The organism is Xanthomonas sp. WHRI 8932A (assembly GCF_035012785.1).
In the GTDB taxonomy this organism is placed as follows: Bacteria; Pseudomonadota; Gammaproteobacteria; order Xanthomonadales; family Xanthomonadaceae; genus Xanthomonas.
Window position 1 is genome coordinate 215104 of sequence record NZ_JAYGQQ010000001.1, and the last position, 23865, is coordinate 238968.

Annotated in this window: 19 protein-coding genes, 2 other RNA genes and 1 pseudogene; 7 read left to right on the top strand and 15 right to left on the bottom strand. The window is 64.1% G+C overall.

Annotation, left to right across the window (positions count from 1 at the left end; genetic code table 11):
• Positions 1–189: 189 nt before the first annotated feature.
• Positions 190–257, top strand: a non-coding RNA gene (locus tag VC212_RS00950) — sX9 sRNA.
• A 197-nt stretch (positions 258–454) separates the two neighbouring features.
• Here VC212_RS00950 and fur read toward each other — a convergent pair.
• Complete coding sequence (fur, locus tag VC212_RS00955; RefSeq protein ID WP_055844918.1) at positions 455–865, bottom strand: ferric iron uptake transcriptional regulator; 411 nt, start codon at positions 863–865, stop codon at positions 455–457.
• A 104-nt stretch (positions 866–969) separates the two neighbouring features.
• On the opposite strand from fur, the gene bamE reads away from it, so the two are divergent.
• Positions 970–1365, top strand: a complete 396-nt coding sequence (gene bamE, locus VC212_RS00960) for an outer membrane protein assembly factor BamE (RefSeq protein ID WP_055844921.1) — start codon at positions 970–972, stop codon at positions 1363–1365.
• A gap of 456 nt (positions 1366–1821) precedes the next feature.
• Here the strand turns inward: bamE and VC212_RS00965 are convergent, their stop codons facing one another.
• Together VC212_RS00965 and VC212_RS00970 are read right to left on the bottom strand one after the other, a co-directional pair.
• Positions 1822–2097 (bottom strand): RnfH family protein, encoded by a 276-nt coding sequence (locus tag VC212_RS00965; RefSeq protein ID WP_323514271.1) that lies wholly within the window; start codon positions 2095–2097, stop codon positions 1822–1824.
• A gap of 2 nt (positions 2098–2099) precedes the next feature.
• Positions 2100–2531: a type II toxin-antitoxin system RatA family toxin gene (locus VC212_RS00970; RefSeq protein WP_055844927.1), complete on the bottom strand. Its 432-nt coding sequence runs from the start codon at positions 2529–2531 to the stop codon at positions 2100–2102.
• A gap of 60 nt (positions 2532–2591) precedes the next feature.
• Between VC212_RS00970 and smpB the strand changes: the two genes are divergently transcribed.
• Positions 2592–3095 (top strand): SsrA-binding protein SmpB, encoded by a 504-nt coding sequence (gene smpB, locus VC212_RS00975; protein WP_055844930.1) that lies wholly within the window; start codon positions 2592–2594, stop codon positions 3093–3095.
• 127 nt (positions 3096–3222) lie between these two features.
• Here smpB and VC212_RS00980 read toward each other — a convergent pair whose 3' ends face one another.
• Positions 3223–5670, bottom strand: coding sequence for a S8 family serine peptidase (locus VC212_RS00980; RefSeq protein ID WP_323514096.1), 2448 nt, complete (start codon positions 5668–5670; stop codon positions 3223–3225).
• A 132-nt stretch (positions 5671–5802) separates the two neighbouring features.
• Between VC212_RS00980 and ssrA the strand changes: the two genes are divergently transcribed.
• Positions 5803–6199: a transfer-messenger RNA gene (gene ssrA / locus VC212_RS00985) on the top strand.
• 485 nt (positions 6200–6684) lie between these two features.
• On the opposite strand, the gene VC212_RS00990 is transcribed toward ssrA, so the two are convergent.
• Positions 6685–6966 (bottom strand): hypothetical protein, encoded by a 282-nt coding sequence (locus VC212_RS00990; protein ID WP_323514272.1) that lies wholly within the window; start codon positions 6964–6966, stop codon positions 6685–6687.
• A 143-nt stretch (positions 6967–7109) separates the two neighbouring features.
• Between VC212_RS00990 and VC212_RS00995 the strand changes: the two genes are divergently transcribed.
• Complete coding sequence (locus tag VC212_RS00995; RefSeq protein WP_323514097.1) at positions 7110–8825, top strand: diguanylate cyclase; 1716 nt, start codon at positions 7110–7112, stop codon at positions 8823–8825.
• A gap of 263 nt (positions 8826–9088) precedes the next feature.
• On the opposite strand, the pseudogene VC212_RS01000 reads toward VC212_RS00995, so the two are convergent.
• A pseudogene (locus tag VC212_RS01000) lies at positions 9089–9392 on the bottom strand (hypothetical protein).
• A 94-nt stretch (positions 9393–9486) separates the two neighbouring features.
• On the opposite strand from VC212_RS01000, the gene VC212_RS01005 reads away from it, so the two are divergent.
• A complete protein-coding gene (locus tag VC212_RS01005) occupies positions 9487–10461 on the top strand; it encodes a GGDEF domain-containing protein (RefSeq protein WP_323514273.1) in 975 nt (324 codons plus the stop codon).
• A gap of 94 nt (positions 10462–10555) precedes the next feature.
• Here the strand turns inward: VC212_RS01005 and VC212_RS01010 are convergent, their stop codons facing one another.
• The 6 genes from VC212_RS01010 to VC212_RS01035 form a co-directional block, all read right to left on the bottom strand.
• Positions 10556–11980, bottom strand: coding sequence for an efflux transporter outer membrane subunit (locus VC212_RS01010; RefSeq protein WP_055844938.1), 1425 nt, complete (start codon positions 11978–11980; stop codon positions 10556–10558).
• On the bottom strand, positions 11974–12705 hold the full coding sequence (locus tag VC212_RS01015) for an SDR family oxidoreductase (protein ID WP_323514098.1): 732 nt from the start codon (positions 12703–12705) through the stop codon (positions 11974–11976). The genes VC212_RS01010 and VC212_RS01015 overlap by 7 nt, the downstream gene beginning before the upstream one ends.
• A gap of 36 nt (positions 12706–12741) precedes the next feature.
• Positions 12742–15912, bottom strand: coding sequence for an efflux RND transporter permease subunit (locus tag VC212_RS01020; RefSeq protein ID WP_115553422.1), 3171 nt, complete (start codon positions 15910–15912; stop codon positions 12742–12744).
• Positions 15913–16016: 104 nt separating this feature from the next.
• Complete coding sequence (locus VC212_RS01025; protein ID WP_115512092.1) at positions 16017–17207, bottom strand: efflux RND transporter periplasmic adaptor subunit; 1191 nt, start codon at positions 17205–17207, stop codon at positions 16017–16019.
• Complete coding sequence (locus VC212_RS01030; RefSeq protein WP_161963029.1) at positions 17204–17977, bottom strand: SDR family NAD(P)-dependent oxidoreductase; 774 nt, start codon at positions 17975–17977, stop codon at positions 17204–17206. Before VC212_RS01030 ends, VC212_RS01025 begins: the two co-directional genes overlap by 4 nt.
• Positions 17974–18201: a hypothetical protein gene (locus VC212_RS01035; RefSeq protein ID WP_115512094.1), complete on the bottom strand. Its 228-nt coding sequence runs from the start codon at positions 18199–18201 to the stop codon at positions 17974–17976. Before VC212_RS01035 ends, VC212_RS01030 begins: the two co-directional genes overlap by 4 nt.
• A gap of 129 nt (positions 18202–18330) precedes the next feature.
• Between VC212_RS01035 and VC212_RS01040 the strand changes: the two genes are divergently transcribed.
• A complete protein-coding gene (locus VC212_RS01040; protein WP_055844956.1) occupies positions 18331–19362 on the top strand; it encodes a LysR family transcriptional regulator in 1032 nt (343 codons plus the stop codon).
• Between the two features lie 238 nt (positions 19363–19600).
• On the opposite strand, the gene VC212_RS01045 is transcribed toward VC212_RS01040, so the two are convergent.
• The 3 genes from VC212_RS01045 to VC212_RS01055 all read right to left on the bottom strand — a co-directional run bounded on the left by VC212_RS01045 (position 19601) and on the right by VC212_RS01055 (position 23695).
• Entirely contained in the window at positions 19601–20326 is a 726-nt protein-coding gene (locus VC212_RS01045; protein WP_115528244.1) for an OmpA family protein, read from the bottom strand.
• 267 nt (positions 20327–20593) lie between these two features.
• Positions 20594–22012, bottom strand: a complete 1419-nt coding sequence (locus VC212_RS01050; RefSeq protein WP_115512095.1) for a deoxyribodipyrimidine photo-lyase — start codon at positions 22010–22012, stop codon at positions 20594–20596.
• Between the two features lie 252 nt (positions 22013–22264).
• A complete protein-coding gene (locus VC212_RS01055) occupies positions 22265–23695 on the bottom strand; it encodes a replicative DNA helicase (RefSeq protein WP_055844967.1) in 1431 nt (476 codons plus the stop codon).
• Positions 23696–23865: the final 170 nt, after the last annotated feature.

Sequence of the window (23865 nt, forward strand, 5' to 3'; positions counted from 1 at the left end):
TGCGGAGCCGGCAGGGGCAACGCGGTCTCGCAGCCTCTGCTTGCGGTTCCGGGCATTGCAGCAATCAACCGGCGCAGCGCCCGCCCAGCCTCGGGCTTGGAGCGGCTGGCAACCTTGACTGCGCCCACCGCCAGGCGGGCGCCGCCGGTGCTTGGTACTTGGTGCTAGACGCTCGGTGTGGCATTACCCATGCCCACTCTGGTTCTGAGCGCGCCGCCCACACCCGCCTGATCACTGCTCGCTACCTTTTGGCAGCAGCTCCCAGGCGCGAACTTTTGCTCTGCAGAACTGACAGCGAGTCCGCCCAGGAAAGCGTTCCGCCAGCGCGCTTCCCCGCATGTGCCCGAAGGGCGGATGGGAGCACCCAGACGCCAGCAAATCATCACGACCTGCACCACAAAACGCACAAAGCGGCCGAAGCCGCCTTGTCGTTGCCGTACGCGATGACGCGCGCTTAGCGCGGCCGCTTTTTACGCACGTACAGCACCAGCGAATGCTCTTCCAGCTCATAGCCGTGCTTGGCGGCAATCTGACGCTGCAGTGCCTCGATCTCTTCGCTTTCGAATTCGATGACGTGGCCGGTGTCCACATCGACCATATGGTCGTGGTGGCCGCCGCGATCCAGCTCGTACACGGCCTGCCCACCTTCGAAATTGTGCTTGAGCACCAGGCCGGCGGCCTCGAACTGGGTCAGCACGCGATACACCGTTGCCAGCCCGATCTCGTCGCCGTGATCGAGCAGCTGCCGATAAATGTCTTCTGCGCTGAGGTGATGGTGACTGCTCTTCTGCTCGAGCAATTCCAGGATCCGCATGCGCGGATGGGTCACCTTGAGCCCAACTTTGCGCAGGTCGTGGGTTTCCATATGTTCTCCGTTCATTGGCGATTTAGCGCCAGCTGCCATCAAACGGGTCGCGGCGACCGGCGGGAGTGTATCATCGGCGTGATTTCCTCAGCACTTATTCCCCGATGCGCAATCTCCTGCTGGTCGCCGCCGTTGCTCTTTCCACCGCTGGCTGCGGCATCATTTACAAGCAGCCGATCTACCAGGGCAATCTGATCAAACAGAATGCCGTGGAGCAACTGCAGGTCGGCCAGAGCAAGCAGCAGGTCAGCGCGTTGCTGGGTACTCCGTCGATTCCCGACCCGTTCCATGCGCAGCGTTGGGACTACACGTCCACGCAGCGCGTCGATCGTCTGGCGCGTACCGACGTCAAGAATTTCACCGTGTTCTTCGAGAACGACCAGGTGGCGCGCTGGGAAGGCGACTACTTCCCCTCGCAGGACGAGCAGCTGGCCAAATCGGCACCCAAGCAGTTCGGCCGCAACCTGGCGCGCGACAAGAAGAAGCAGCGCGGCCGTTGATGCGTTCGGTCGGCGATCGCGCGATCGTCTGACCACCCGCAACGCCTGAAAGCCGGCCATCGATGCCGGCTTTTTGCTCTCCCCTTGTCCGCTCGGATTGTCCGCTCGGACCATTGCACTCTTCCTGCCGACTGCCGCGTGCTTGACTGCGCCGGCAACACGCATGACTGGCGCAGTGCGCGGATGGCAGCGCTCGATGCTGTGCAGCCTCAGGCGGGCGCCACATCCGTCTGGCGACGCGCAGAGCGAAACTCGCTCGAAGCCCGTTTCTGCGCGCTCACTTCTGTATCGAAGCCGATTGCAGCCAGCACAACACCGCGCTCACTTCTGTATCGAAACCGATTGCAGCCAGCACAGCACGACGTCGAGCACCACAACGCAGCAACTGCGATGGCGCCCTTGCCGGAAGAGTTCGCTCAATGGCAGCTGCCCGGCCGATGCGGGCAGATCCGGTCATTAGCTAGCGGGATCGGCCTTCGCAGCAGACGCAGCCCGGCGGCGACGCGCTTCTTTCGGGTCCAGCAGCAGCGGCCTGAGCAGCTCGACCCGGTCGCCCGCGCGCAACACCTGATCCGGGCGCGCCACGACACCATGGATGGCGATCGCTGCGGATGCGTTCTGTTGCAGGAGACCAGATGCCGTCGCTGCCTCGGCGACCGTTGCGCCCTCCGGCAGATCCAGCAACACCGCGCTGTAGCGATCCGGCCAGGCCAGGACGACTTCAACCTGCACGGTCACACGTCGCCGCGATCGGCGACCCGCACGAAATCGTTGACCATACGATCGGCCAGACCCTGAAATCCCAGCGCCAGTGCCGGCCCCAGCAAGCGCGAGCTGGTTTCCACTTCCAGGGTCAGACTCACCTTGCACGCGTTGTCGCCCAGCGATTGAAACTCCCACAGACCTTCCAGGCGCTTGAACGGCCCATCGCGCAGATGCATCACGATGCGTTCGGGCCGCTCGAGCATGTTCTCGGTGGTGAACCAAGTGCGGAACGAGCCCAGCCCCAGATCCAGGCGCGCCACGATATGCGCATCGTCCTGCTCCAGCACATGGGCAGCGTCGCACCAGCCGAAGCGGCGCGGATAGGCGGCGACATCATTGACCAGATCGAACATGCGGGAGGTGCTGTGTTCGACCAGTGCGCTGCGACGGATGGTAGGCATTCGCTAACTTGTGAAAGACGGAAGATCGTTTGACGACGCCGAATCGGCGACAATGGCGTCATGAGCAAGCAACCATCCAAGGATAAAGCAAACGGCGCGAAGGCCACGAAAACCATCGCGCTGAACAAGCGTGCGCGCCACGAATACCACCTGGAAGAGCGCTACGAAGCCGGTCTGGCGCTGCAGGGCTGGGAGATCAAGGCGATCCGCGCCGGCCGCGCCAACATCGTCGACGGCTACGCGTATGTGCGCTCCGGCGAGATTTACCTGATCGGCGCGCAAATCACCCCGCTGATCCAGGCCTCCACCCACACCGTGCCGGTGGAACGTCGCGACCGCAAGTTGTTGCTGCACCGGAGCGAAATCGACAAGGTACTCACCCGCGTGGAGCGCGAAGGCTACACTCTGGTGCCGACCGCGCTGTACTGGAGCAGCAACAAGGTCAAGCTGGAAATCGCGCTCGCCAAGGGCAAGCAGAATCACGACAAGCGCGATGCCGCCAAGGACCGCGACTGGCAGCGCGACAAGCAGCGCGTGATGCGGCGGCATAACCGAGATGCGTGAGTAGCCGGGATTGGGAATTAGGGATTCGTTACGGCGGTGACCCGCGTCGCTGGCGTGCGATCCAATCAAGTACCAACACAAGGCATGGCCTCGCTGCTATTGCGAATCCCCAATCCCGACTTCCGAATCACGTCTTTCCAAGCATCCGCATCAAATTCGGCACTCCCCTGCCCTGCACGTAGCGATCGCGTTCCAGATCGGTGCAGGTGTCGAGCATCAATTGCTTGACCCGGTCCGGAAAGCCGATGAACTCGCGGCGTGCCGATAGAAAGCCGGCCAGTACGCCGGAGACATGCGGCGCGGCCATGCTGGTGCCGCTCATTTCCACCATCAGGCTGGCCGGATCTTTGGGGTCGAAGTCGTAATACGCCGAGACGATTTTTTCGCCCGGCGCCACCACGTCGGGCTTGCCGCGGCCGTCGGCGGTGGGCCCGCGCGAAGAAAAATACGACACGCCGTAATTGTGCGGGCTGCTCTTGTGCACCGAGCCGACCACGATGGCTTCTTCCAGATTGCCCGGGTCGCTGATCGACAGATCCATGTTGGCCGGATAGGCATCGCCATCCTTGCCCATCAACCAGGCCAGTCCTTCGTTGCCGGCAGCCACCACCACCAGCACACCCTGCCGCCATAGCCGCCGCAACTCGTTGCAGAGCGGCGTAAAACCGCAGCCATAGCTTTCCGGGTCGAAATAGCCGCCCAGGCTCAGATTCACCCCATGGATGACCAGCTCGCCTGCGCGCTCGTTGATGGCAGCCACCTGCTGTACGGCCTTGATCATCCACGAATCGCGTCCATCGCCGGCGTCGTCCAGCACCTTGAAGCCATACAGTTGCGCGTCCGGCGCCATGCCGGCAAATTCCAGCGGCGGGCCCGGCTTGCCCTGCGCATCCGGCAGCGTCGCCTGGCAGTGGCCGGCAATGATCCCGGCGATGTGGGTGCCGTGGCCGTGCCGATCGAGCCGGGCAAACGCATCGCCGTCGGCCCGCGTCAATCGCTTGGGCGCACCGCGCCGGGTGCAATCCCATTGCGCCACCACGGTATCGCGCTGGCCTTTGACGAAGAAATGCGGGTGACTGGCGGCGATGCCGGTATCCAGCACCGCCCAGCCGATCTGCTGCCCGCGCGCACGATAGGCATTGCGTGCTGCATCGGCATGCAGCACGTTGCCGGAGATGTGAATCAGCGCGCGCTTGCCGGCATCGCGCCACACCCGGCGAAACCCCAGCGCGCGGTAGCGATTCTGCAACGATTCGATTTCGAAGCGGGTCAGGCGCGCGGACACGAAGCGCTGCAACCCGTCTTCCAATTCGATCGCCTCATCCAATGCGTCGCCCTCCAGGCCGGTGCTGCGCGCAGCGACTTCGCGCAGATGGCGCACCAGCACCGCCCGCACCCCGGCCGGATCGTTGCCGGCGAGCCGCCGGTCCAGTTCGATCAGGACTTCATGCCGATGCTCTGGGCCATGCGCTTCGAGCTGCTCGCTGAGGTCCTTGATCAACACCGCATTGGAGACAGGCTGATCGAAGCCCATACCCACCGCCTGACGCACCGCTGCGCGTACCTGCGGGATCGACAAATAGCCCGAGCCCGAATGCGGGTTGTGCTGCCAGTCGGAATTGATCCGCGCCCCGGCAATGTTTTCGAAACGCCCCTTCGCGTTGGCGATGTCGTCGGTCAGATCCGGGTCCAGCGCGATCGGGTCACGCGTCTCGGCGACGTTGATCCACTGCTGCACGCACGCAGGGAACGGCAGCTTGCGGGTGCCGGTCCAGCGCTTGAACATGCTGCGCACCTGCGGTAACCCGAGCGGCGACCCCACGGTCAGGAGCAGCGTGACCTCGCAGTCGGCCGCCTCAAGCTGCCGCAGCACGTCGTAGGCGATCATCGAGCCCTGGCTATGCGCGACCACCACGAACGGCCCGCCGCCTGCACGCAGCCGCTGGGTCAGGCTGTCGCGCATCGATGCGGCGCGCTCGGGCACGAAGAACAGGTCATGCACGTCCTGCAGCAGCGCCGCAGAAATCAGCCGCAGCAGCACGCGGTTGATCGCATCGATCGGGCCCTTTGCCTGCACGCTGCCGGGTGCGCTTGCCGTCTCCAGTTCGTCAAGCAAGCGATGCAGATCGGCCCGCTCCTGCTCACTGTTGGCCAACGCATCGGCGAGCACGTGCAGATCTTGCCCGCCCGGCACCAGGCCGAGCGTACTCAATGCACGCTGCACGCTCTGGTTGAGCGCCGGCCCCACATCACGCCCATCGCAATTGCCGGGCTCTGCCACCGGATAGCGCTCGCGATTGACCCAGTACGCCAGCCGGGTGCGCTCTCCCATGGGACGCCCGAACAACGCCTTGTCCCACTGACAACGCAACACTTCGGCGGGCGGCTTGTTGCCGATGCCGTGGATGTAGATCACGGTGCGCGCCTTTCCCTGCACGCGGGCTGCCGCGGCGGCTTGTGCGCCTGACCTAGGCGCGCGCTTCTGTTGCGGCCGTGCCGGCTGTTTGGCAGTTGCAGTGGCCGGGCGCGGTGCTGCACGTGTCGAACGTGGACGTGGGGGCTTACCTGTCGCCATCGCTTCGCTCCTTCGTTTACAGACTGTTCGGTCCGGTAGGACTGAAGCCACTGTAAGCGCTGTCCATCTCACCACTTGTGACAGGGCGCGCCGATCCCTACACTGACCCCGTCAGCGTTTGATGCTTTCCCCGGGGGTGCACTGGTTTCGACGGGGGTCGCGAAGTCGCTTGGCGCATGCCGAGGGGGCAGCTTTCCTCGTTAATCCAGCAGCAAACTTTTAGTTGCCAACGACGACAACTACGGTTCGGACTTCGCTATCGCCGCTTAATTGGCTTTAGTTGTAGTTCTACAGCCGCCTAAGGCGAACCCCCGAAACTACTTGTGCCCGTGCTCGTAGATGTAGGGTCATTATCACGGAACCGCCGGTGGTGGCTGCCTGTCAGCTACCGGCTAAATCAAGCAGGCTGGTTTCCAGGTGCGCTTTGCCCGCCGTGCTGCCTGGGAATGAGATCTAACGGAGGGATAAGCATGTAGTGCCGGGGATGGAGTGCTTCCGGACGGCGGTTCGATTCCGCCCACCTCCACCACACAGCGGTCCTAAGAAGACCGACTAAGGCCGGGAATCCTCGAAAGAGGTTCCCGGCCTTTTTCATGGGCGCTGCGGCAGCCCGCCGCGTCAATTAGTGACGCGGGCTGTCGGTTCGGACGTGGTGACGATCGACCCTGCGAGAGGGCGGTCACACGCGCGGGCTAACGCAACGTCGCCGCGGAGTTGGTCAAACAGTGCGAGCAGCTCGGTCGCTTCCTGCTGCAGCAGGACCAGTGCGCTCTTGTTGGGCTCATCCATTGCATCTACCCCGACGGCGCTCGCCAGCGCTCCTGATGCACTCGAAGCAAACCGCATGCCAGCGTGCCGGTGCTGGTTGCTGCTCCGGCACTGGCTGGACCAACTAGCGCGACTCAGTGCCTGCAATGCGTGGCGCTTTCAAGCCCGGCTATGGCAATGGCCAGGTTGACGCCCTCCTCCTGGCTACACGTCGGCTCTGCACCGCTGGCGAACAAGGCGTTCAGCTCAGGCGGAGTCGAGTTGCCGTTGCGCTTCGGCGTGTATGGCCTCCATGGCATGCCCCCCCCTGCCGGCACTTCGCCCGGCGAACATGGCGCTGCGTTGATCGGGGAAGGTAGGCGCAAGCGCGGCGCCTGCGAGCTCGCGCTTCTCTACCCGTGCAGCTGTTTCGATGCGCCCAACCGCGGCCCAAGGCTCGCCGATGCCACGGCTTAGGGCGGCGCGACAAATCAGCCGACCGGTTAGAAGAAAAATACCCAAGGCACGCTTGGTTCTGCAGTGCGGCATGAGCGTACTGGCACCAGGGCATGGCACCGAGTCCTGCCTGCCCGCCTGCCAGATGGCTGATTGGCTGACTGATCGGCTGACTAACTGATTGAGGCACGGCGCTTGCATCGGCCTCAACCAGACAATCGGTGTTGGGGAACACGGTGTTGACCAAGAAAGCAAAACGCCATGCCGCTGGGGCTTTATTGCTCGGGGGAGCCATCTTCGTCCTGATCGGCATCGGCGGCTACTTCACCACGCAGCGCTCGCTGGCTGATGCGGGCTGGGTGACGCATACGCAGGAAGTGCTCGCGGGCATCGACGAAATCCAGGCCGGGCTGCTGTCGGCGGAGTCGTCGGTGCGCGGCTACGTGCTGACCGACAACGAGGCGTTCTTGGGCGTGTATGCCGATGCGATCGGGCGCCTGCCCGAGCGCATCGTACGGCTGGAGGCGCTGGTGCAGGACAACCCGGTACAGGGACGCAATGTACGTGTGCTCAGCCGATTGGTGGACACACGACTGGTGCAGATCAACGATCTGCTGCACAGCTATCGCACCCATGGCCTGGATGGCGCGCGCGGGTCGATTGCGCGCGGCGTGTTCCAGACCTCCTCGGCATTGCGGCGCCAGGTGCAAACCATGACCGAGCTGGAACGTCAGCAGCTGGTGAAGCGGACGCAGACCAATGCACTCAGTGCGCAGTGGGTGCTGCGGATGACCGTGACCGGCATCGTCAGCGGGCTGCTGGTGATGCTGCTGGCTTACCGCTTGTTGGCGCGAGAGCTGCAACGCCGCGAGCGCGCCGAGGACGAGGCCAGCCATACCAGCGAGCAGTTGGTCGAGTCGTTTGCGACGCTGGAGCGCACCTCTGCGGGACTGGAAGCCTTGTCACGCTACTCGGGATTGCTGCAAAACTGCCGCGATGCCGAAGAAGCGCTGGAAATTACCGCACGCACGATTGCGCCACTGATTCCCGGCGCGGCCGGTGCGGTGTATTTGCTGCGCGCATCGCGCGATCGCGCCGAGCAGGTGGTGGCCTGGGGCGCGATGGCCGACGACGACAGCGCAAGCATCGCGCCGGAGACATGCTGGGCGCTGCGCCGCGATCGCACGCACGTGGTGGAAGATGCCAGCCAGGGCATGCTGTGTCGCCATACCGGCGCCAATCTTCCGACGCACGCCAGCACGGTGTGTATTCCTTTGTCGGCACAAGGCACACAGCTGGGCATGCTGGCGCTGCGCAGCGACCAACCGGGCGGCCTGAGTTCACTGACCGTGGCCGAAGCGGCGGCGGAACAACTCTCGCTGGTGCTGCATAGCCTGCGTCTGCGCGAAACACTGCGTCAGCAATCGATCCGCGACCCGCTCACCGGCCTGTACAACCGCCGCTATCTGGAAGAAGCGCTTAATCACGAACTGGCGCGCTGCACGCGCCGGGTGCAGCCGTTGTCGGTGCTGATGCTGGACGTCGACCACTTCAAGCGGTTCAACGATCTGCATGGGCACAGCGGCGGCGACCGGGTGCTGGCGGCAATCGGCGAACTGCTGCTGGCGCAGACCCGTGGCGAAGATATCTGCTGCCGCTACGGTGGCGAAGAATTGACGATCATCCTGCCCGAGGTGGATCTGGCCACTGCGCGCAGGATGGCGGAAAAGTTGCGCGCCGGAATCGAGGGGTTGCAGGTGATGGCCGATGGCGTGTCGCTGCCGAAGATCACCGCATCGTTCGGTGCGGCGAGCTTTCCCGAGCACGCGGGCAATGCGGCGCAACTGCTGCGGCGCGCAGACGAAGCGCTGTACCGTGCCAAACAAGCCGGGCGCAATCAGGTCATCAGCGCGCCGGAAGCGGCCGGCACAGAGTTGGCGCAGGAGTCCTGACAGCCGACAGGCCGATCCCAGCGATCGCAGCGCGATGATTGGATACGCGATATCTGATCGTCAGCCGGTCGCCAGGTGGCGGTCCGGCGCCAAGCCACCCCAGCGCGACTATGCACAGTAACTTATATCCCCAAGCCACAGATCATGAGAGGCCGTTCGCTGCGCAAGACGGCGTCGCCGAAGCTGCGGCCTGACGCACCATGTCGACACAAGCACTCGCCGTGCCTGCCATACGTGTCGGCCGCTTCTTCAGCAGCGCTGCATCACCGACCGGCACGCCCATCCGCGTCGGTGGGAATCATCCCTGCTCCAGCCAGCATGCCGTCGACGCGGGCACGCACGTAGGCCGCATCGTCGGGCTCGGCGCTGCGCAGTACCGCTTCGGTGCGCGCCTGGAAATCCGATAGTCGAAATCCGCATCTTCATCTGCAGGCAGCTGCGGCAGTCTGTTCTGCAACGCATCGAGGCGCGTCGCTAGCTCTTCGCGTTTAGGCATAACAGGCTCCGACTCACAGCCGATACGGTTGCCACAAGGCCGTCAACAACGCACCAAGCCTTGCCATGCAACGCTTCATTTTCCTACCCGCTACAGCGGTAATTGCATGCTCAACTTTCGCGCAACCCGGCCGATAATGATGCCGACTCCGACAGAACCTTGCCTGTGATCCTTCACCTGCGGCGGGATTTCCGCCTCGGCATCGTCAAGATGCTTGGGCCAATCACCGCGCTGTTGCTTTGCCTCTATGCGGTGTACCTGGCCATGACCGGCCAGGCGATTGCGTGCCTCATCACCGCAGCGCTGGGTGTGCTGGCGATCTGGCGCGGCTGGCAGATGCGCGCGGCAGAACGCACGGGCGCCGGCGGTGTCTGGCTGGCATCGATCAATGTCGCCGGCTGCCTGGTGGCCTGCTGGACCGGGGGCGACGGCGCCCTGCCCTGGCTGTTTCCGGTGCTGGCGACCAATTATTTTCTGTGCGGACCGCAACGCGCGGTGTTGCTGAGCCTGCCGTTGATGGTGGCATTGTTGTTCTTGCCCGGCTTGATCGTCAGCCCCGGCCAGGGCGTGTCGACCGTGGTGGTGACACTGGTGACGTTGGCGGTGGGGTATTCGTTCTCGCTGCGCATGCAGGACGACCGCGTGCACCTGGAAGAGCTGGCGTCGCTGGATGCACTGACCGGCTTGCCCAACCGACGCATGCTCGAACGCGCACTGACCCATCAGATCGATCAGCGCCAACCGCAGGAGCGGCTCAACAGCCTGATCATCCTGGACCTGGACCATTTCAAAGAGGTCAACGATCTGTACGGGCATGCCGCAGGCGATGCGGCGCTGTCGGATCTGGCGACCATCTTGCGTTACGAAGTGCGCGAGCCGCATCAGGTGTTCCGTTTCGGCGGCGAAGAATTCGTTGTGTTGCTGCGCGCCGGCTCATTGGCGGAACTCGAAGCGGCCACCGAGCGCTTGCGCAAGGTGATTCGCAATGGGTTGCGTGGCCCGGGAGGACGCATCACGGTCTCGCTGGGAGCTGCGCGCCACGATGGCGAAACGCACTGGCAAGACTGGTTTTCGCGTGCAGATGCGGCACTGTATCTGGCCAAGAACAGCGGCCGCGATAGCGTACGGGTCGCCGACTGAGCACCGTCCGCTGGCTGGCTAGATCGCGACATCGAACACGACGATTACGATCTTCTACTAAACGGGGCGACCCAGCGGCCGCCCCGTCCATCGTTCAACGATCGACCACCGCCACCGGTGCGGCGGGTGCTTCACCCTGCTTCCAGCCGCCCAGCGCCTTGTACACACCGACCACACCGACATTGACTGCCGCCTCGGCCTGCGCCAACGCATCGTCTGCCGCCAATTGGGTGCGCTGTGCATCCAGCAAGGTCAGGAAGTCTTCCGACCCCTCGCGGTAACGGATCTGTGCGAGCTGTTCGGCACGTCGCGCGGCATTGGCCTGGTCCACCACGATGGCCAGACGCGCCTGCTGACGGCCGTAGCCGATCAAGGCGTTTTCAGTGTCTTCCAACGCCAGCAACACCGTTTGCTGGTATTGCGCCAATGCACCGTCGGCTTGAGCCTTGCTGGCACGCAGGCGTGCACGCACGGTGCCGAAGTCGAATGCAGCCCAGCTGATCGACGGGGTGATCGACCAGGCCTTTGCGTTGCCCTGGGTCAACCTGGCTGCATCGCCGGACAGAAAGCCGACAAAGCCGCTCACGCTGATGCGCGGGAACAGATCGGCGGTGGCCACGCCGACCTGTGCGGTGGCTGCGGCCAGACGGCGCTCGGCACTACGCACGTCCGGGCGCTGACGCAGCAATCCGGCCGTATCGCCCAGCGGCAACGGGCGCGCAAACGCCGGCATGCTGCGTGCGACCAGGGTGGCATCCAGCGCATTCGGCTGCTGGCCGAGCAACACGGCAAGACGGTGCCGGTATTGCGCCTCGGCGGTTTCCAGCAACGGAATATCCGCTTCGATGGCCTTCAAACGCGCCAGGCTGCTCTGCACATCCAGCTCGCTGCCGGCGCCCAGGTCCCAACGCGTCTGCGTCAGCTTCTGGGTATCGCGCAGATTGGTCAGGGTGCGCTTGGAGACATCGAGCTGCTTCTGGGTGCCGCGCAATTCAAAGTAATTGCGCGCCACTTCGGCTGCGACCGTGACCTGCACGTCCAGCAGGTTGGCCTGCTCGGCGTCGAGATCGGCGCGCGCCGCTTCCGAAGCGCGGCGCTGACGGCCGAACAGATCCAGCTCCCAGGCCGCATCCAGGCCCAGGGTGGTCTGTTCGGTGAGGAAGCGCTGATTGCCGGCGATCACCTGCTGCTGCTCGCGTCGATCGAAGCTGCTCTGCGCAGTGATATGCGGAGCCTGATCGAGACGACGCTCCACAAACACCGCACGTGCCTGCTTCACCCGCGACACCGCAATGCGCAGATCGTGATTGGCGAACAACGCATCGCGCACCAGTTGCTCCAGCACCGGGTCGTCGAACTGCGACCACCAGTTGCCGACCGGGGATTCAGCGCTGAAAGACGCATCCTGCGCGCCCTGCAGCGTGACCGAGGCGGGCGGGTCGGGCCGGTAATCCGGCCCGACCGCGCAACCGCTGAGCACCAGCGCAGCCAGCGCCGCGCCGAGCAATGTCCTTACCATGGCAAGGTGTCTCCCAGGTGGGTGTAGCTGCCGGTGGGGCCGTGCGCATCGATCAATGCCATCTGTACGCTGCTGTGTGCGCCCTGCTCGATGTCGATCTCGCCCTCACCACCGTTCATGTCGGTTTTGACGTAGCCCGGATGGATAGCGTTGACCTTGATCGAGGTGTCGCGCAGCTCGTAGGCCAGATGCACGGTCCAGCTGTTCAAGGCGCTCTTGGACGCGTTGTAGGCCGGCACCTTGAAGGTGTAGATCGGCGAGCTGGGGTCGCTATGCAGGGTCAGCGAGCCGAGAACGCTGGACACGTTGACGATGCGGCCGGCCAGCGAGCGCTGCAGCAGCGGCAGGAACGCCTTGGTCACGCCGACCACCGCAAACAGATTGGTGTCGAAGGTGCGCTTCCAGGTGTCCAGGCTTTGCTCGGACGGCTTGCGCTGGATGTCGTCGATCATGATGCCGGCGTTGTTGACCAGGATGTCCAGATGGCCGTGACGCTCCTTCACCGTGCCGACTGCCGCAGCGATGCTGATGTCGTCATTGACGTCCAGTTGAATCGCTTCCACCGGCAGGCCTTCGGCCTGCAGCTTGAGTGCAGCGGCCACTGCGTCGTCGCGCTTGCGACCGGCCAGCAGCGTGTGCACGCCGGCCTGTGCGAGTTGACGAACGGTTTCCAGGCCGATGCCGCGGGTAGCGCCGGTGACCAGTGCGATCTTGGTGTTGCTCATGTGGTGAATCCTCTTCAATTGGGGGAAGTGATTGGCTTACGCCTTGACCGTGTCATGCGAAACGGCGGCCGGTGCAGCGGGCCCGCGACGGGTCACCCACTTGCGCAGCGCCACGTAGAACACGGGGGTCAGGAACAGGCCGAACAAGGTCACGCCCAGCATGCCGGCGAACACGGTGATACCGGTGACCGAGCGCACTTCGGCGCCAGCGCCATGGCCGAACACCAGCGGCACAGTGCCGGCGATGAAAGCGATGGAGGTCATCACGATCGGGCGCAGACGCAGGCGGCAGGCTTCCAGCGCGGCCTCGACAATGCCCTTGCCGTGCATCTCCAGCTCGCGGGCGAATTCCACGATCAGGATCGCGTTCTTGCACGCCAGACCCATCAACACCACCAGGCCCACCTGCACGAACACGTTGTTGTCGCCGCCGGTGAGCCACACACCGAACAACGCAGACAGCAAGGTCATCGGCACGATCAGGATCACCGCCAGCGGCAGGGTCCAGCTTTCGTACAACGCGGCCAGCACCAGGAACGCCAGCAACACCGCCATCGGGAACACGATCAATGCCGAGTTGCCCTGCGTGGACTGCTGATAACTCAGGTCGGTCCATTCGATGTTCATGCCGTTGGGCAATACCTTCGGTGCCATGCCGGCCAGCGTGTGCATCGCCTCGGTGGACGACAGCACGCGCGGGTCCGCTTCACCGATCAGATCGGCAGCCGGGTAGCCGTTGTAGCGGATCACCGGATCCGGGCCGTAGGTCTGGCCCAGCGTGACCATGCTGCCGATCGGCACCATTTCGCCGTTGGCATTACGGGTACGCAGGTTGGCAATGTCTTCGACGCTGTCGCGGAACTGTCCATCGGCCTGGGCGATCACCTGATAGGTGCGACCGAAGCGATTGAAGTCGTTGATGTACGACGAGCCCAGATAGGTCTGCAGCGTGTCGAACAGATTGGTCAGCGGCACGCCCTGCGCCTTGGCCTTGTCGCGGTCGACCTTGGCATCGAGCTGCGGCACGTTGGCCTGGTAGGTACCGATCGGGAACTGCATGCCCGGCGTTTGTGCGATCGCACCGGACATCGCATTCACCGCACTCTGCAACTGGCCATAGCCCAGACCTGCACGGTCCTGGATATACAGCGAGTAACCCGAGCCCTGGCCCAGACCCAGAATCGGCGGCGGCATGAAGGCGAACGCAAAGCCCTGCTGGATCTGACTGATACGTGCGTTGATTTCCGCGTTGATCTGCGCGGCGGTACGGGTGCGCTGACTGAACGGCTTGAGCGTCAGAAACACCGTGCCGGTATTGGGCGTGTTGGTGAACTGCAGCGGATTCAAACCCGGGAACGCAATCGCATGGTCCACGCCTTCGGTCTGCAGCGCGATCTGGGTGATCTGACGGATCACCTCATTGGTGCGCTCCAGCGAAGCGCCTTCCGGCAGCTTGGTACCGGCGATCAGGTACAGCTTGTCCTGGGTCGGAATGAAGCCGCCCGGCACGATCTTGAACATGAAACCGGTGCCGACCAGCAGCAGCAGATACACCATGAACACCGCACCACGCTTGCCCAGCGCACGCGACACCGCGCCCTGATACTTGTGCGAGCTGCTGTTGAAGAAGCGGTTGAACGGGCGGAACAGCCAACCGAACAAACGATCGATCAACCGCGACGGGCCGTCCTTGGGCGCGTCGTGCGCCTTGAGTAGCATGGCTGCCAGCGCCGGCGACAAGGTCAGCGAGTTGATCGCCGAAATCACCGTGGAAATGGCGATGGTCACCGCGAACTGCTTGTAGAACTGACCGGTCACACCCGACAGGAACGCCATCGGCACGAACACTGCGCACAGCACCAGCGCGATGGCGATGATGGGCCCGGACACTTCGCGCATCGCCTGATGCGCAGCTGCCAGCGGGGTAAGACCTTCTTCGATATTACGCTCGACGTTTTCCACCACCACGATCGCATCGTCGACCACGATGCCGATCGCCAACACCAGGCCGAACAGGCTCAAGGTATTGATCGAGAACCCCAGCAGATACAGCGCTGCGAACGTGCCCACCACCGACACCGGCACCGCCAGCAACGGAATGATCGAAGCGCGCCAGGTCTGCAGGAACAGGATCACCACCAGCACCACCAGCAGCACCGCTTCCAGCAGCGTGTGCACCACCGCGCTGATCGAGTCGCGCACGAACACGGTGGGGTCATACGCTGCCGACCAGGCCATGTCCTGCGGGAACTGCTTTTCCAGCTCGGCCATCTTGGCGCGCACGGCGTCCGACAATTCGATCGCATTGGCACCAGGCGACTGGAACACGCCCATGCCCACCGCGTTCTGGTTGTCCAGCTGCGAGCGCAAGGTGTAGTTGCCGGCGCCCAGCTCCAGACGCGCCACATCGCTCAAGCGCACGATCTCGCCGCTATTGCCGCTGCGAATCACGATGTTGCCGAACTCTTCTTCAGTGGTCAGGCGGCCCTGCGCATTGATCGAGAGCAGGAAGTCGCTCTTGTTCGGCATCGGCTCGGCGCCGAGCTGGCCGGCGGAGACCTGCACGTTCTGCTCGCGGATCGCAGCGACCACGTCGCTGGCGGTGAGCCCGCGCGCGGCCACCTTGTCCGGATTCAGCCAGATACGCATGGCGTAGTCGCCCGAACCGAAGATCTGAATCTGGCCCACGCCAGGCAGACGCGACAGCTCGTCCTTGACCTTCAAGGTGGCGTAGTTGCTCAGGTACAGCGAGTTGTACTTGCCCTTGGGCGAGGTCAGATGCACCACCATGGTCAACGTCGGCGACTGCTTCTGGGTGGTCACACCCTGCCGGCGCACGTCTTCGGGCAGACGTGCCTGCGCCTGGCTGACGCGGTTCTGCACCTGCACCTGTGCCTGGTCCGGATCGGTGCCGGGCTTGAAGGTCACGGTGACCACCAGCACGCCGTCCGAGCCGGCCACCGACTTCATGTACATCATGTTTTCGACGCCGTTGATCGCTTCTTCAAGCGGCGTGGCGACGGTCTCGGCGATGACCTTGGGGTTGGCGCCCGGATACACCGCACGCACCTGCACGCTCGGCGGTACCACTTCGGGGTATTCGCTGATGGGCAGCAGCGGCATGGCGATCAGGCCGGCCGCGAAGATGATGATCGACAGCACCGCGGCAAAGATCGGCCGGTCGATGAAAAAACGGGAAAAGTCCATTGGGGTGGTCCTGAAAGAGGTTGCCGCCGGGTGGCGGCGCGGCACAGCGGCCCCGATCCGGTCTGGGTGTCAGGCCGGTGGTCGAAGCGCGATGCAGCGATGAATCAGTTCGACGCGGTGCGTTTGTCCGATGCGGCGGCCATGGCCACGGCCTTGGCATCGACCGGCATGCCGGGCATGAAGATCTTCTGCACGCCATCGACCACGACGCGGTCGCTCGCGGCCAGACCCTTGCGCACGATGCGCAGCCCATCCGCACTGCGACCGAGCTCCACATCGCGACGCTGCGCCTTGCCGTCCTTGTCGACCACGTACACGTACTTGCGGTCCTGGTCGGTCAACACGGCTTTTTCGTCGACCAGCATGGCCTTGAACTGGCCGCTGCCCAGCAACTGCACGTGCGCATACAGGCCCGGCGTGAACTGCCGCTGCGCGTTGTCGAGCACGGCACGCACGCGGATGGTGCCGGTGCTGCGGGTCACCTGGTTATCCAGGAAATCCACGCGTCCGGCGTGCGGGAAGCCCTGCTCGCCAACCAGGCCGATGCGCACCGGCAATTCGCCGCCGCGTTCGTCCGGACGCTCGCCGTTGCGGGCCATCTGCGAGTAGCGCAGGAAGGTGCCTTCGTCGGCATCGAAGTAGACGAACACCTTGTCCAGCGACACCAGCGTGGTCAGCACGCTGGCGCTGTCGCCGGCGGTGACCAGGTTGCCGGCGGTGACCATCGCGCGCCCGGCGCGGCCGTCGATCGGCGCGCGCACGCGGCTCCAGTCCAGATTGAGCTTGGCGGTGTCCACTGCCGCTTGTGCGGCCAGCAGATCGGCATCGGCCTGATCGGCGGCGGCGCGGCGCTGCTCCCAGATTTCGGTGGAAATGGCCTGCTGGTCGGAGAGTTTGCGCGCACGTGCCGCTTCGCTGCGCGCCAGCGTGGCCTGGGTGCGGGCCCGCACCATCGCTGCGTTGGCGCGGGCGAAATCGGCGCGGTAGCTACGGTCGTCAATGCTGAAGAGCACATCGCCCTTCTTCACTTCGGCGCCTTCGGTGTAGTTCACCTTGTCGATGTAACCGGACACGCGCGGGCGCAATTCGACGCTTTGGACCGCCTCGATGCGGCCGCTGAATTCGTCCCACTGGCTGATCTCCTTCATCAGCACCGGCGCGACGCTGACGCTGGGCGGCGGCGGTGCGCCGGTCTGCGCGGCACCGCCGCCGCAGGCGGCAAGCACGACCGCGAGCACGGCGCCCGTCAGAACAGTACGCATTGGAAAACGGAACGGGGTGGCGTTCGGGGTCATGGAGAGATCTCTCGAGTGGGGATGGGCAAATGCAGACCAGCCAGCCGGTCCACCGACGGCGCGGTAGAAAGACGACGACTGACGGTCACGATGGGTTGTCCGGGCTGGCCAGGCCCGGCGATGAGCGAGACGGCGGCGCGGCCGACATCCACGGCGCGAATCCATTCCGGGCACGCATCCTTGGCACGGCCCGGCGTGCACACCGGTTGTTCGACCGAGAGCAGATGCACGCGCACGCCCAGCGGTTTGGCTTCTTCATGCAGCACCTGGGCGAGCATGCGGATGGCGGCGGCGGCCACCGAACTGTCGCCGTGCGCCGCCCAGGCGCGCAGCGCGCACGGGCTGCCCAGCAACAGATAGCGGCCGCCGCCGTCGGCTTCGGCCAGCAGCGGCAGCAGATGACGTGCCGCCGCCAGATGCGGCAGCACGTCGCGCTCCAGGCGCCGACGCAGTGCCGTCACCGGCCGATCCAGCAAGCGCCCGGCCTTCCGCGGGCTGCCCAGGCTGGCGATCACTGCGCCCAAGGGGCGCGGCCGCTGCGCCAGCTCGGTGGCTAGCGCCTGTGCCGAGGCGTCATCGGCCACCGAGCCTTGCAGGGTCTCCAGCAGCGGGGCATTGCCATGCTGCGCGCGTAGCGCGTCGAGCTTGGCGGCATCGCGTCCAATCACCAACACCGGCATGCCGGCGTCGAGCAACGCGGTGACGATCCCGGCACCCACGTTGCCCGCACCGCCGATCACGACGGTTTCGGATTGGACCATCCCGATCATGGGACTTTCACTCCCGACATCGGGACAATTCCGCGCTGTGCCCAGCGCGCCTGCAGTCCAGTCCGCTGCATGGGCGCACCGCCAGCCTGCCGCTTGGGCGAGGCAGAAAAGCCACGTGAAACGCTGGCACGCGGGCTTCTTGCCGAGGAAACCACCGGATCGAAAGCGCTTTCGATGGCGCTGCGCGCGTTAGAGGACAAGCCGAAGACATCGCACAACCACATGGCCGTGCTCCTGCATGGAGGGGATGCCGCATAAGCTAGGCCTGAAAGTAGCACTTGATTAGTCCGGATTTAGGGGAATAATCGTCCCGCAAGCGGTCCAATCCCTCCTGACCCCCGGAAGGCAGTCCCATGACACACGATCTCAACGACACCCTGATCTTCGTCAAGGTGGTCGAACAAGGCAGCTTCATTGCTGCCGCCAACGCACTTGGCCTGCCCAAGACCACCGTCAGCCGCAAGGTGCAGGAACTGGAAACGCGCCTGGGTGCGCGCCTGCTGCACCGGACCACGCGGCGCATCGGCCTGACCGAAGCCGGCTCGGTGTATCACGAACATTGCCAGCGCATCGCCCGCGAACTGGAAGAAGCCGAAAGCGCGGTCGGGCAATTGCAGTCCGGCCCACGCGGCTGGCTGCGGTTTACCGTGCCGTATTCGCTGGGCATTACCTGGATCGCGCCATTGCTGGGCGAATTCCATGCGCAATACCCGGAAATCCAGCTGGATATGCATCTGGGCAACGAGAAGCTGGACCTGATCGGCGGCGAAGCCGATCTGGCATTGCGCGTCGGCGCCCTGCCCGATTCGAACCTGGTCGCACGCAAGCTCGGCAGCCTGCGCACGCAGGTGTTTGCCAGCCCGTCGTATATCGAACGCTATGGCGAGCCGCTGCATCCGGACGAGCTGCAATTCCATCGCACGCTGGCATTGCGCAAGAACCGCAACGTGCACAACAACCGCTTTTTCTGGTCGCTTAGCGATGGCAGCGATGTGCGCGATTTTCCGGTCAATCCATTGATGGTGGCCAATGACCCGGCCGCGCTCAACGGTGCGGTGTTATGCGGCGAAGGGTTGCTGCTGACCGGCGATGTGATGGCCAAACCGTTCGTGCAATCGGGCCTGGTGCGTCGCGTACTCGCTGGCTGGACCGGGCCGGAAGTGGATTTCAACGCAGTGTTTGCCGGCGGCCGCCTGGTGTCGCCAAAAGTGCGCGCGTTCGTGGACTTTCTGGTGACGCGGATGAACTTCGACGCGGATTACATGATGGCTCAGTGCCCGGCACGGTTGGCTGCGCAAAAGGCCAACAGCGAAGCAGAAGTGGAAGTCGAAGTAGAAGCCGAACGTGCGGAAGGCAAGCGCATTCTGGAACACGTGACTGCGTGACTGCGTGCTTGAGTCGCGCGCGTTAGTCGAGTGGGCTTAGATGGATCCATCTCCCGTCGGGAGAAGCTGCCCGAGGGGCGGATGCGGGTACGTGCGCAGATCAAACTGGCAACATCACGCCGCGCTTTCAATTGAAATTTTTCGTTCGACATAAAAAAGCAGGCCGCTCTCGCGGCCTGCTTCAGGACTTCTGCGCTGGCGAGGAATCACCAGCGCACACTTCACAGGTACGACGTACTCAACGCATGCCGGTATTGCTGGCAGCGCCTTCCGCACGCAGCGGAATCAAGCGAATTTCCACGCGGCGGTTCTGCGCGCGACCGGCATCGGTGCTGTTGTCGGCGATCGGGTAGCGCTTGCCGGCACCCATGGTTTCCATGCGTTCGCGCTGCACGCCCTGCGCGGTCAGATACTGCGCCACTGCACCGGCACGCTCTTCGGACAGGCGCTGATTCACCGCATCGCTGCCGACGCTATCGGTATGGCCCACCACTTCCACCATGGTCTGGTTGTACTCGCGCAGCGTGGAGGCGACGCCATTGAGCGCGCTGTAGAACTGCGGCTTCAACGCAGACTTGCCGAAGTCGAAGGTGATGCCGTCGGGCAGGTTCAAGGTGATGTTGTCGCCCTGACGCTGCACGTCGATACCGGTGTTGGCGGTGCGCTCACGCAGCGCGCGTTCCTGCCGATCCTGGTACTGGCCAACCGCCGCGCCGCTCAGTGCACCGATACCAGCACCGACCATGGCGTGCTGACGACGCTCGGTGGCGCTGTCGCCGGTGAGCAGGCCCGCAGCCACACCGATCGCGGTGCCGATCAGCGCATTGCGGCCGGTGCGGTTCTGCTGTTGGGTCTGGTCGCCATATTGATCGCGCTGCACATACGAGCCGCCGGTGGCGCAGGCGGACAACGCGATGGCGCTGGCCAGGGCAACGGCGAGACTCTTGGTGGCTGCTGGGGACATGGTGTTCTCCTGTGGCCGGAACATCCGGCACTCAATCGTGGTGGCGAGGATAAACAGGCCAACGCGACTGGCGCATGATGAAAATGGCCATGGATGACGTGCGGATAGCCGTCCATTCAGGAAAACGTTTTCGGTGACTACGTGCGAAAACATGACGAAAATTGCAGCTGCCTGCGCTGCAACGCGACTGCATCGAGGGCGCGTTGGGCGTTGCGACTTACCTGCACTGCAGACGCACACGCACATGCCGCAGCACACGCGCCGCAGTCAGCCCCGCGTCTTTGCATAGGCGGCCAACGCCGCATCGCGCCCTTCTGCAAGGCCGATGATGGGTGTACGCGGATACTCCGGTGCGAAGCGTGCGAGCGACAACGGATGCAGCCACGGGGCGAAGCGTTCCTTCACCGCGAGCTTGCCGAGTTCGGGCACCCAGCGCGTGATGTAGGTGGCCTGCGGATCGAATTTTTCTGCCTGCGTGACCGGGTTGAACACGCGGAAGTACGGCGCGGCATCGGCACCGGTGCCGGCCACCCATTGCCAGCCCATGGTGTTGTTGGCCAGGTCCGCATCCACCAGCGTGTCCCAGAACCAGCGCGCGCCTTCGATCCAGTGCACGCGCAGATGCTTGCACAGCAGACTGGCCACGATCATGCGCACACGGTTGTGCATCCACCCGGTGTGCCAGAGCTGACGCATGCCTGCATCGACGATCGGAATGCCGGTGCGGCCGCGTTGCCAGGCCTGCAATGCGACCGGATCGACCTTGGCCCAGTCGAACCCTTCGAAGCGCGGGTTGAGATTCTGATTGGTGGTGTCCGGGAAGTGATGCAGCAGGTGGTAGGCAAAATCGCGCCAACCCAGCTGGCGGATGTAGCCATCGATCTCGGCACCATTGCGCGCATTGCGATGCGCTTCCAGTGTGCTGGCAATCCGCCACGGGGCGATCTCGCCGAAATGCAGATGCGGCGACAGTTGCGAGGTACCGACGCGATCGGGACGGTCGCGGTTTTCGCGATACCCGTTGAGCGCACCATCGATGAAGATCTCCAGCATTTCATGCGCACCGGCCTCGCCGGGCTGCCAGTGCTCCCAGAATCCTTGGTCCCAGTTTAAGCGCGGCAGCAACTCCAGCGACTCCAGCGCAACGGTTTTCAACTTCGCCGGCAACGGCGGCAAACTGCGCGGCGCCGGCACGGCAGTGGGCAGCTGCAACTGGGTCAGCGCGTTGCGCCAGAACGGGGTAAAAACCTTGTACGGGCCGCCCTGTTGCGTCGACAACTGCCAGGGCTCCAACAGCAACGCGGAATTGCAGCTTTGCACCTCAATGCCGCGCTCACGCAGGCTGCGCTTGATCTGCGCATCGCGCGGCTGGGTGGCCGGTTCGTATTTGCGGTTCCAATACACCGCCACTGCGCCGGTCTGCGCGATCACCTCATCCAGCACCTGCGCACTGTTGCCGGCACGGATGACCAGGCCGCTCCCCAACGCACGCAGCGCGTTGTCCAGCGCCGCAAGCGAACGATGCCGCCAGCTGCGCGAAGCCGCGCCAGGCGCCCACTCGCCTTCTTCGTGCGGTGCGTCGATGTAGAGCGGAATCGGGTCATGCCCGGCATCCAGCGCAGCGCGCAGGGCCGGGTTGTCCTGCAGACGCAGATCGCGACGGAACCAGACGATGGCGTATGACATGCGAACTCGGCAGCGGCGGTGAGGCTGCGCAGCATAAGCCAGCGCACGCAACGATGGCGCGATGCCCGGCCCACTCCGACATGCGGGTCGTCCGCCGGCAGCACACGTTGCGCGGCAGTGGATCGCTCACGCGTGACCGCAGCGACATCGATATCGATATCGCCGCGCGCGCTCATGGATGGAGGCGCAAGCGTTGCCGCGCCAGTGCCGTTCAACCGCCGCCCACGACCGCAGGCAGCGCTGGCAAGGCACTTACTCGAAGCTGCCCACCGAGTCGTGCGACAGATTGTCGAAGCGGGTGTATTCGCCGAAGAACTTGAGCTTGCACGAGCCGGTCGGTCCGCCACGGTGCTTGCCGATGATGATCTCGGCCAGGCCCTTATCCGGCGAATTTTCCTTGTTGTAGTAATCGTCGCGGTAGATGAAGACGATCATGTCGGCGTCCTGCTCGATTGCGCCGGATTCGCGCAAGTCGGCCATCACCGGGCGCTTGTCGGTACGGGTTTCCAGCGAGCGGTTGAGCTGCGACAGCGCAATCACCGGTACGTTGAGTTCCTTGGCCAGGCCCTTGAGACCACGCGAGATTTCCGAAATTTCGGTCGCGCGGTTTTCGCTGTTGCCCGGCACCGACATCAGCTGCAGGTAGTCGATGACGATCAGGCCCAGGTCGTGTTCGCGCTTGAGCCGGCGGCACTTGGAACGCAGCACTTCTGGCGACACGCCCGGCGTATCGTCGATGAAGATTTTGGTTTCTTTCAGCATCTTGATCGCGCCGGTCACGCGCGCCCAATCCTCGTCTTCCAGCGCACCGGTACGCAGACGCTGCGCATTGATGCGGCCGTTGGAGGAGATCAGACGCATCGCCAGCTGCGATGCCGACATTTCCATCGAAAATACCGCCACGCCCTTCTTGGACTTGATCGCAGCGTATTCGGCGATGTTCAGCGCCAGCGTGGTCTTGCCCATGGCCGGACGCGCGGCCAGGATGATCAGATCGGTCGGCTGCAGGCCGGCGGTCATCGCATCGAAGTCGGTGTAGCCGGTCGGCAGGCCGGTGATGTTGCCGCCGTTTTCGAACCGGTTGCGCAGCTCTTCGAACGCGTCCTTCAATGCGCCCGGCATCGCCACGAAATCGGTGCGCCCGCGCGCGCCTGCTTCGGCGATCTTGAACACCGCTTTTTCCGCCGATGCCAGCAGCTCCACGCTCTCGCGTCCTTCCGGCTGAAAGCCATCGTTGACGATGGTGGTGCCCACTTCGATAAGCTGCCGCAGCACGGCCTTGTCGCGCACGATTTCCGCGTACGCGGCGATATTGGCGGCCGACGGCGTGGTGCTGGCCAGCTCGATCAGATACGCGCCATCGCCCACCTGCTCCAGCTTGCCCTGCGACTCGAACCACTCGCCCAGCGTGACCGCGTCGAACGGACGGTCTTTCTCGTTCAACTCGCGAATCGCGCGGTAGATCAGCCGGTGGTCGCGCCGGTAAAAATCGTTATCGGTGAGCTGGTCGTTGACCCGGTCGAATGCCTCCGGTGCCAGCATCAGCCCGCCAAGCACAGCCTGTTCGGCTTCGACCGAATGCGGCGGCACGCGCAACTGGTCCAGACGCGGCTCGGGACGATCGTAATCGTCGTCGTCGCGATCACGATTGCGCTTGGAACGGAAACCAGGACGAGCGGACATGGACGAACAAACCTGACGCGGGGAGACGAGGGCAGGAAGCATAGTCATCGACGGCGCCGACGACCATGCACAACTCTGTGGATAACTGGTGGACAGCCAGTGCATCACCCTTGTACGCGAGCGCTGTCGCAGCAGCCGCGACCCTTGCCCTGCCTGGCTTTCAGCAGCCT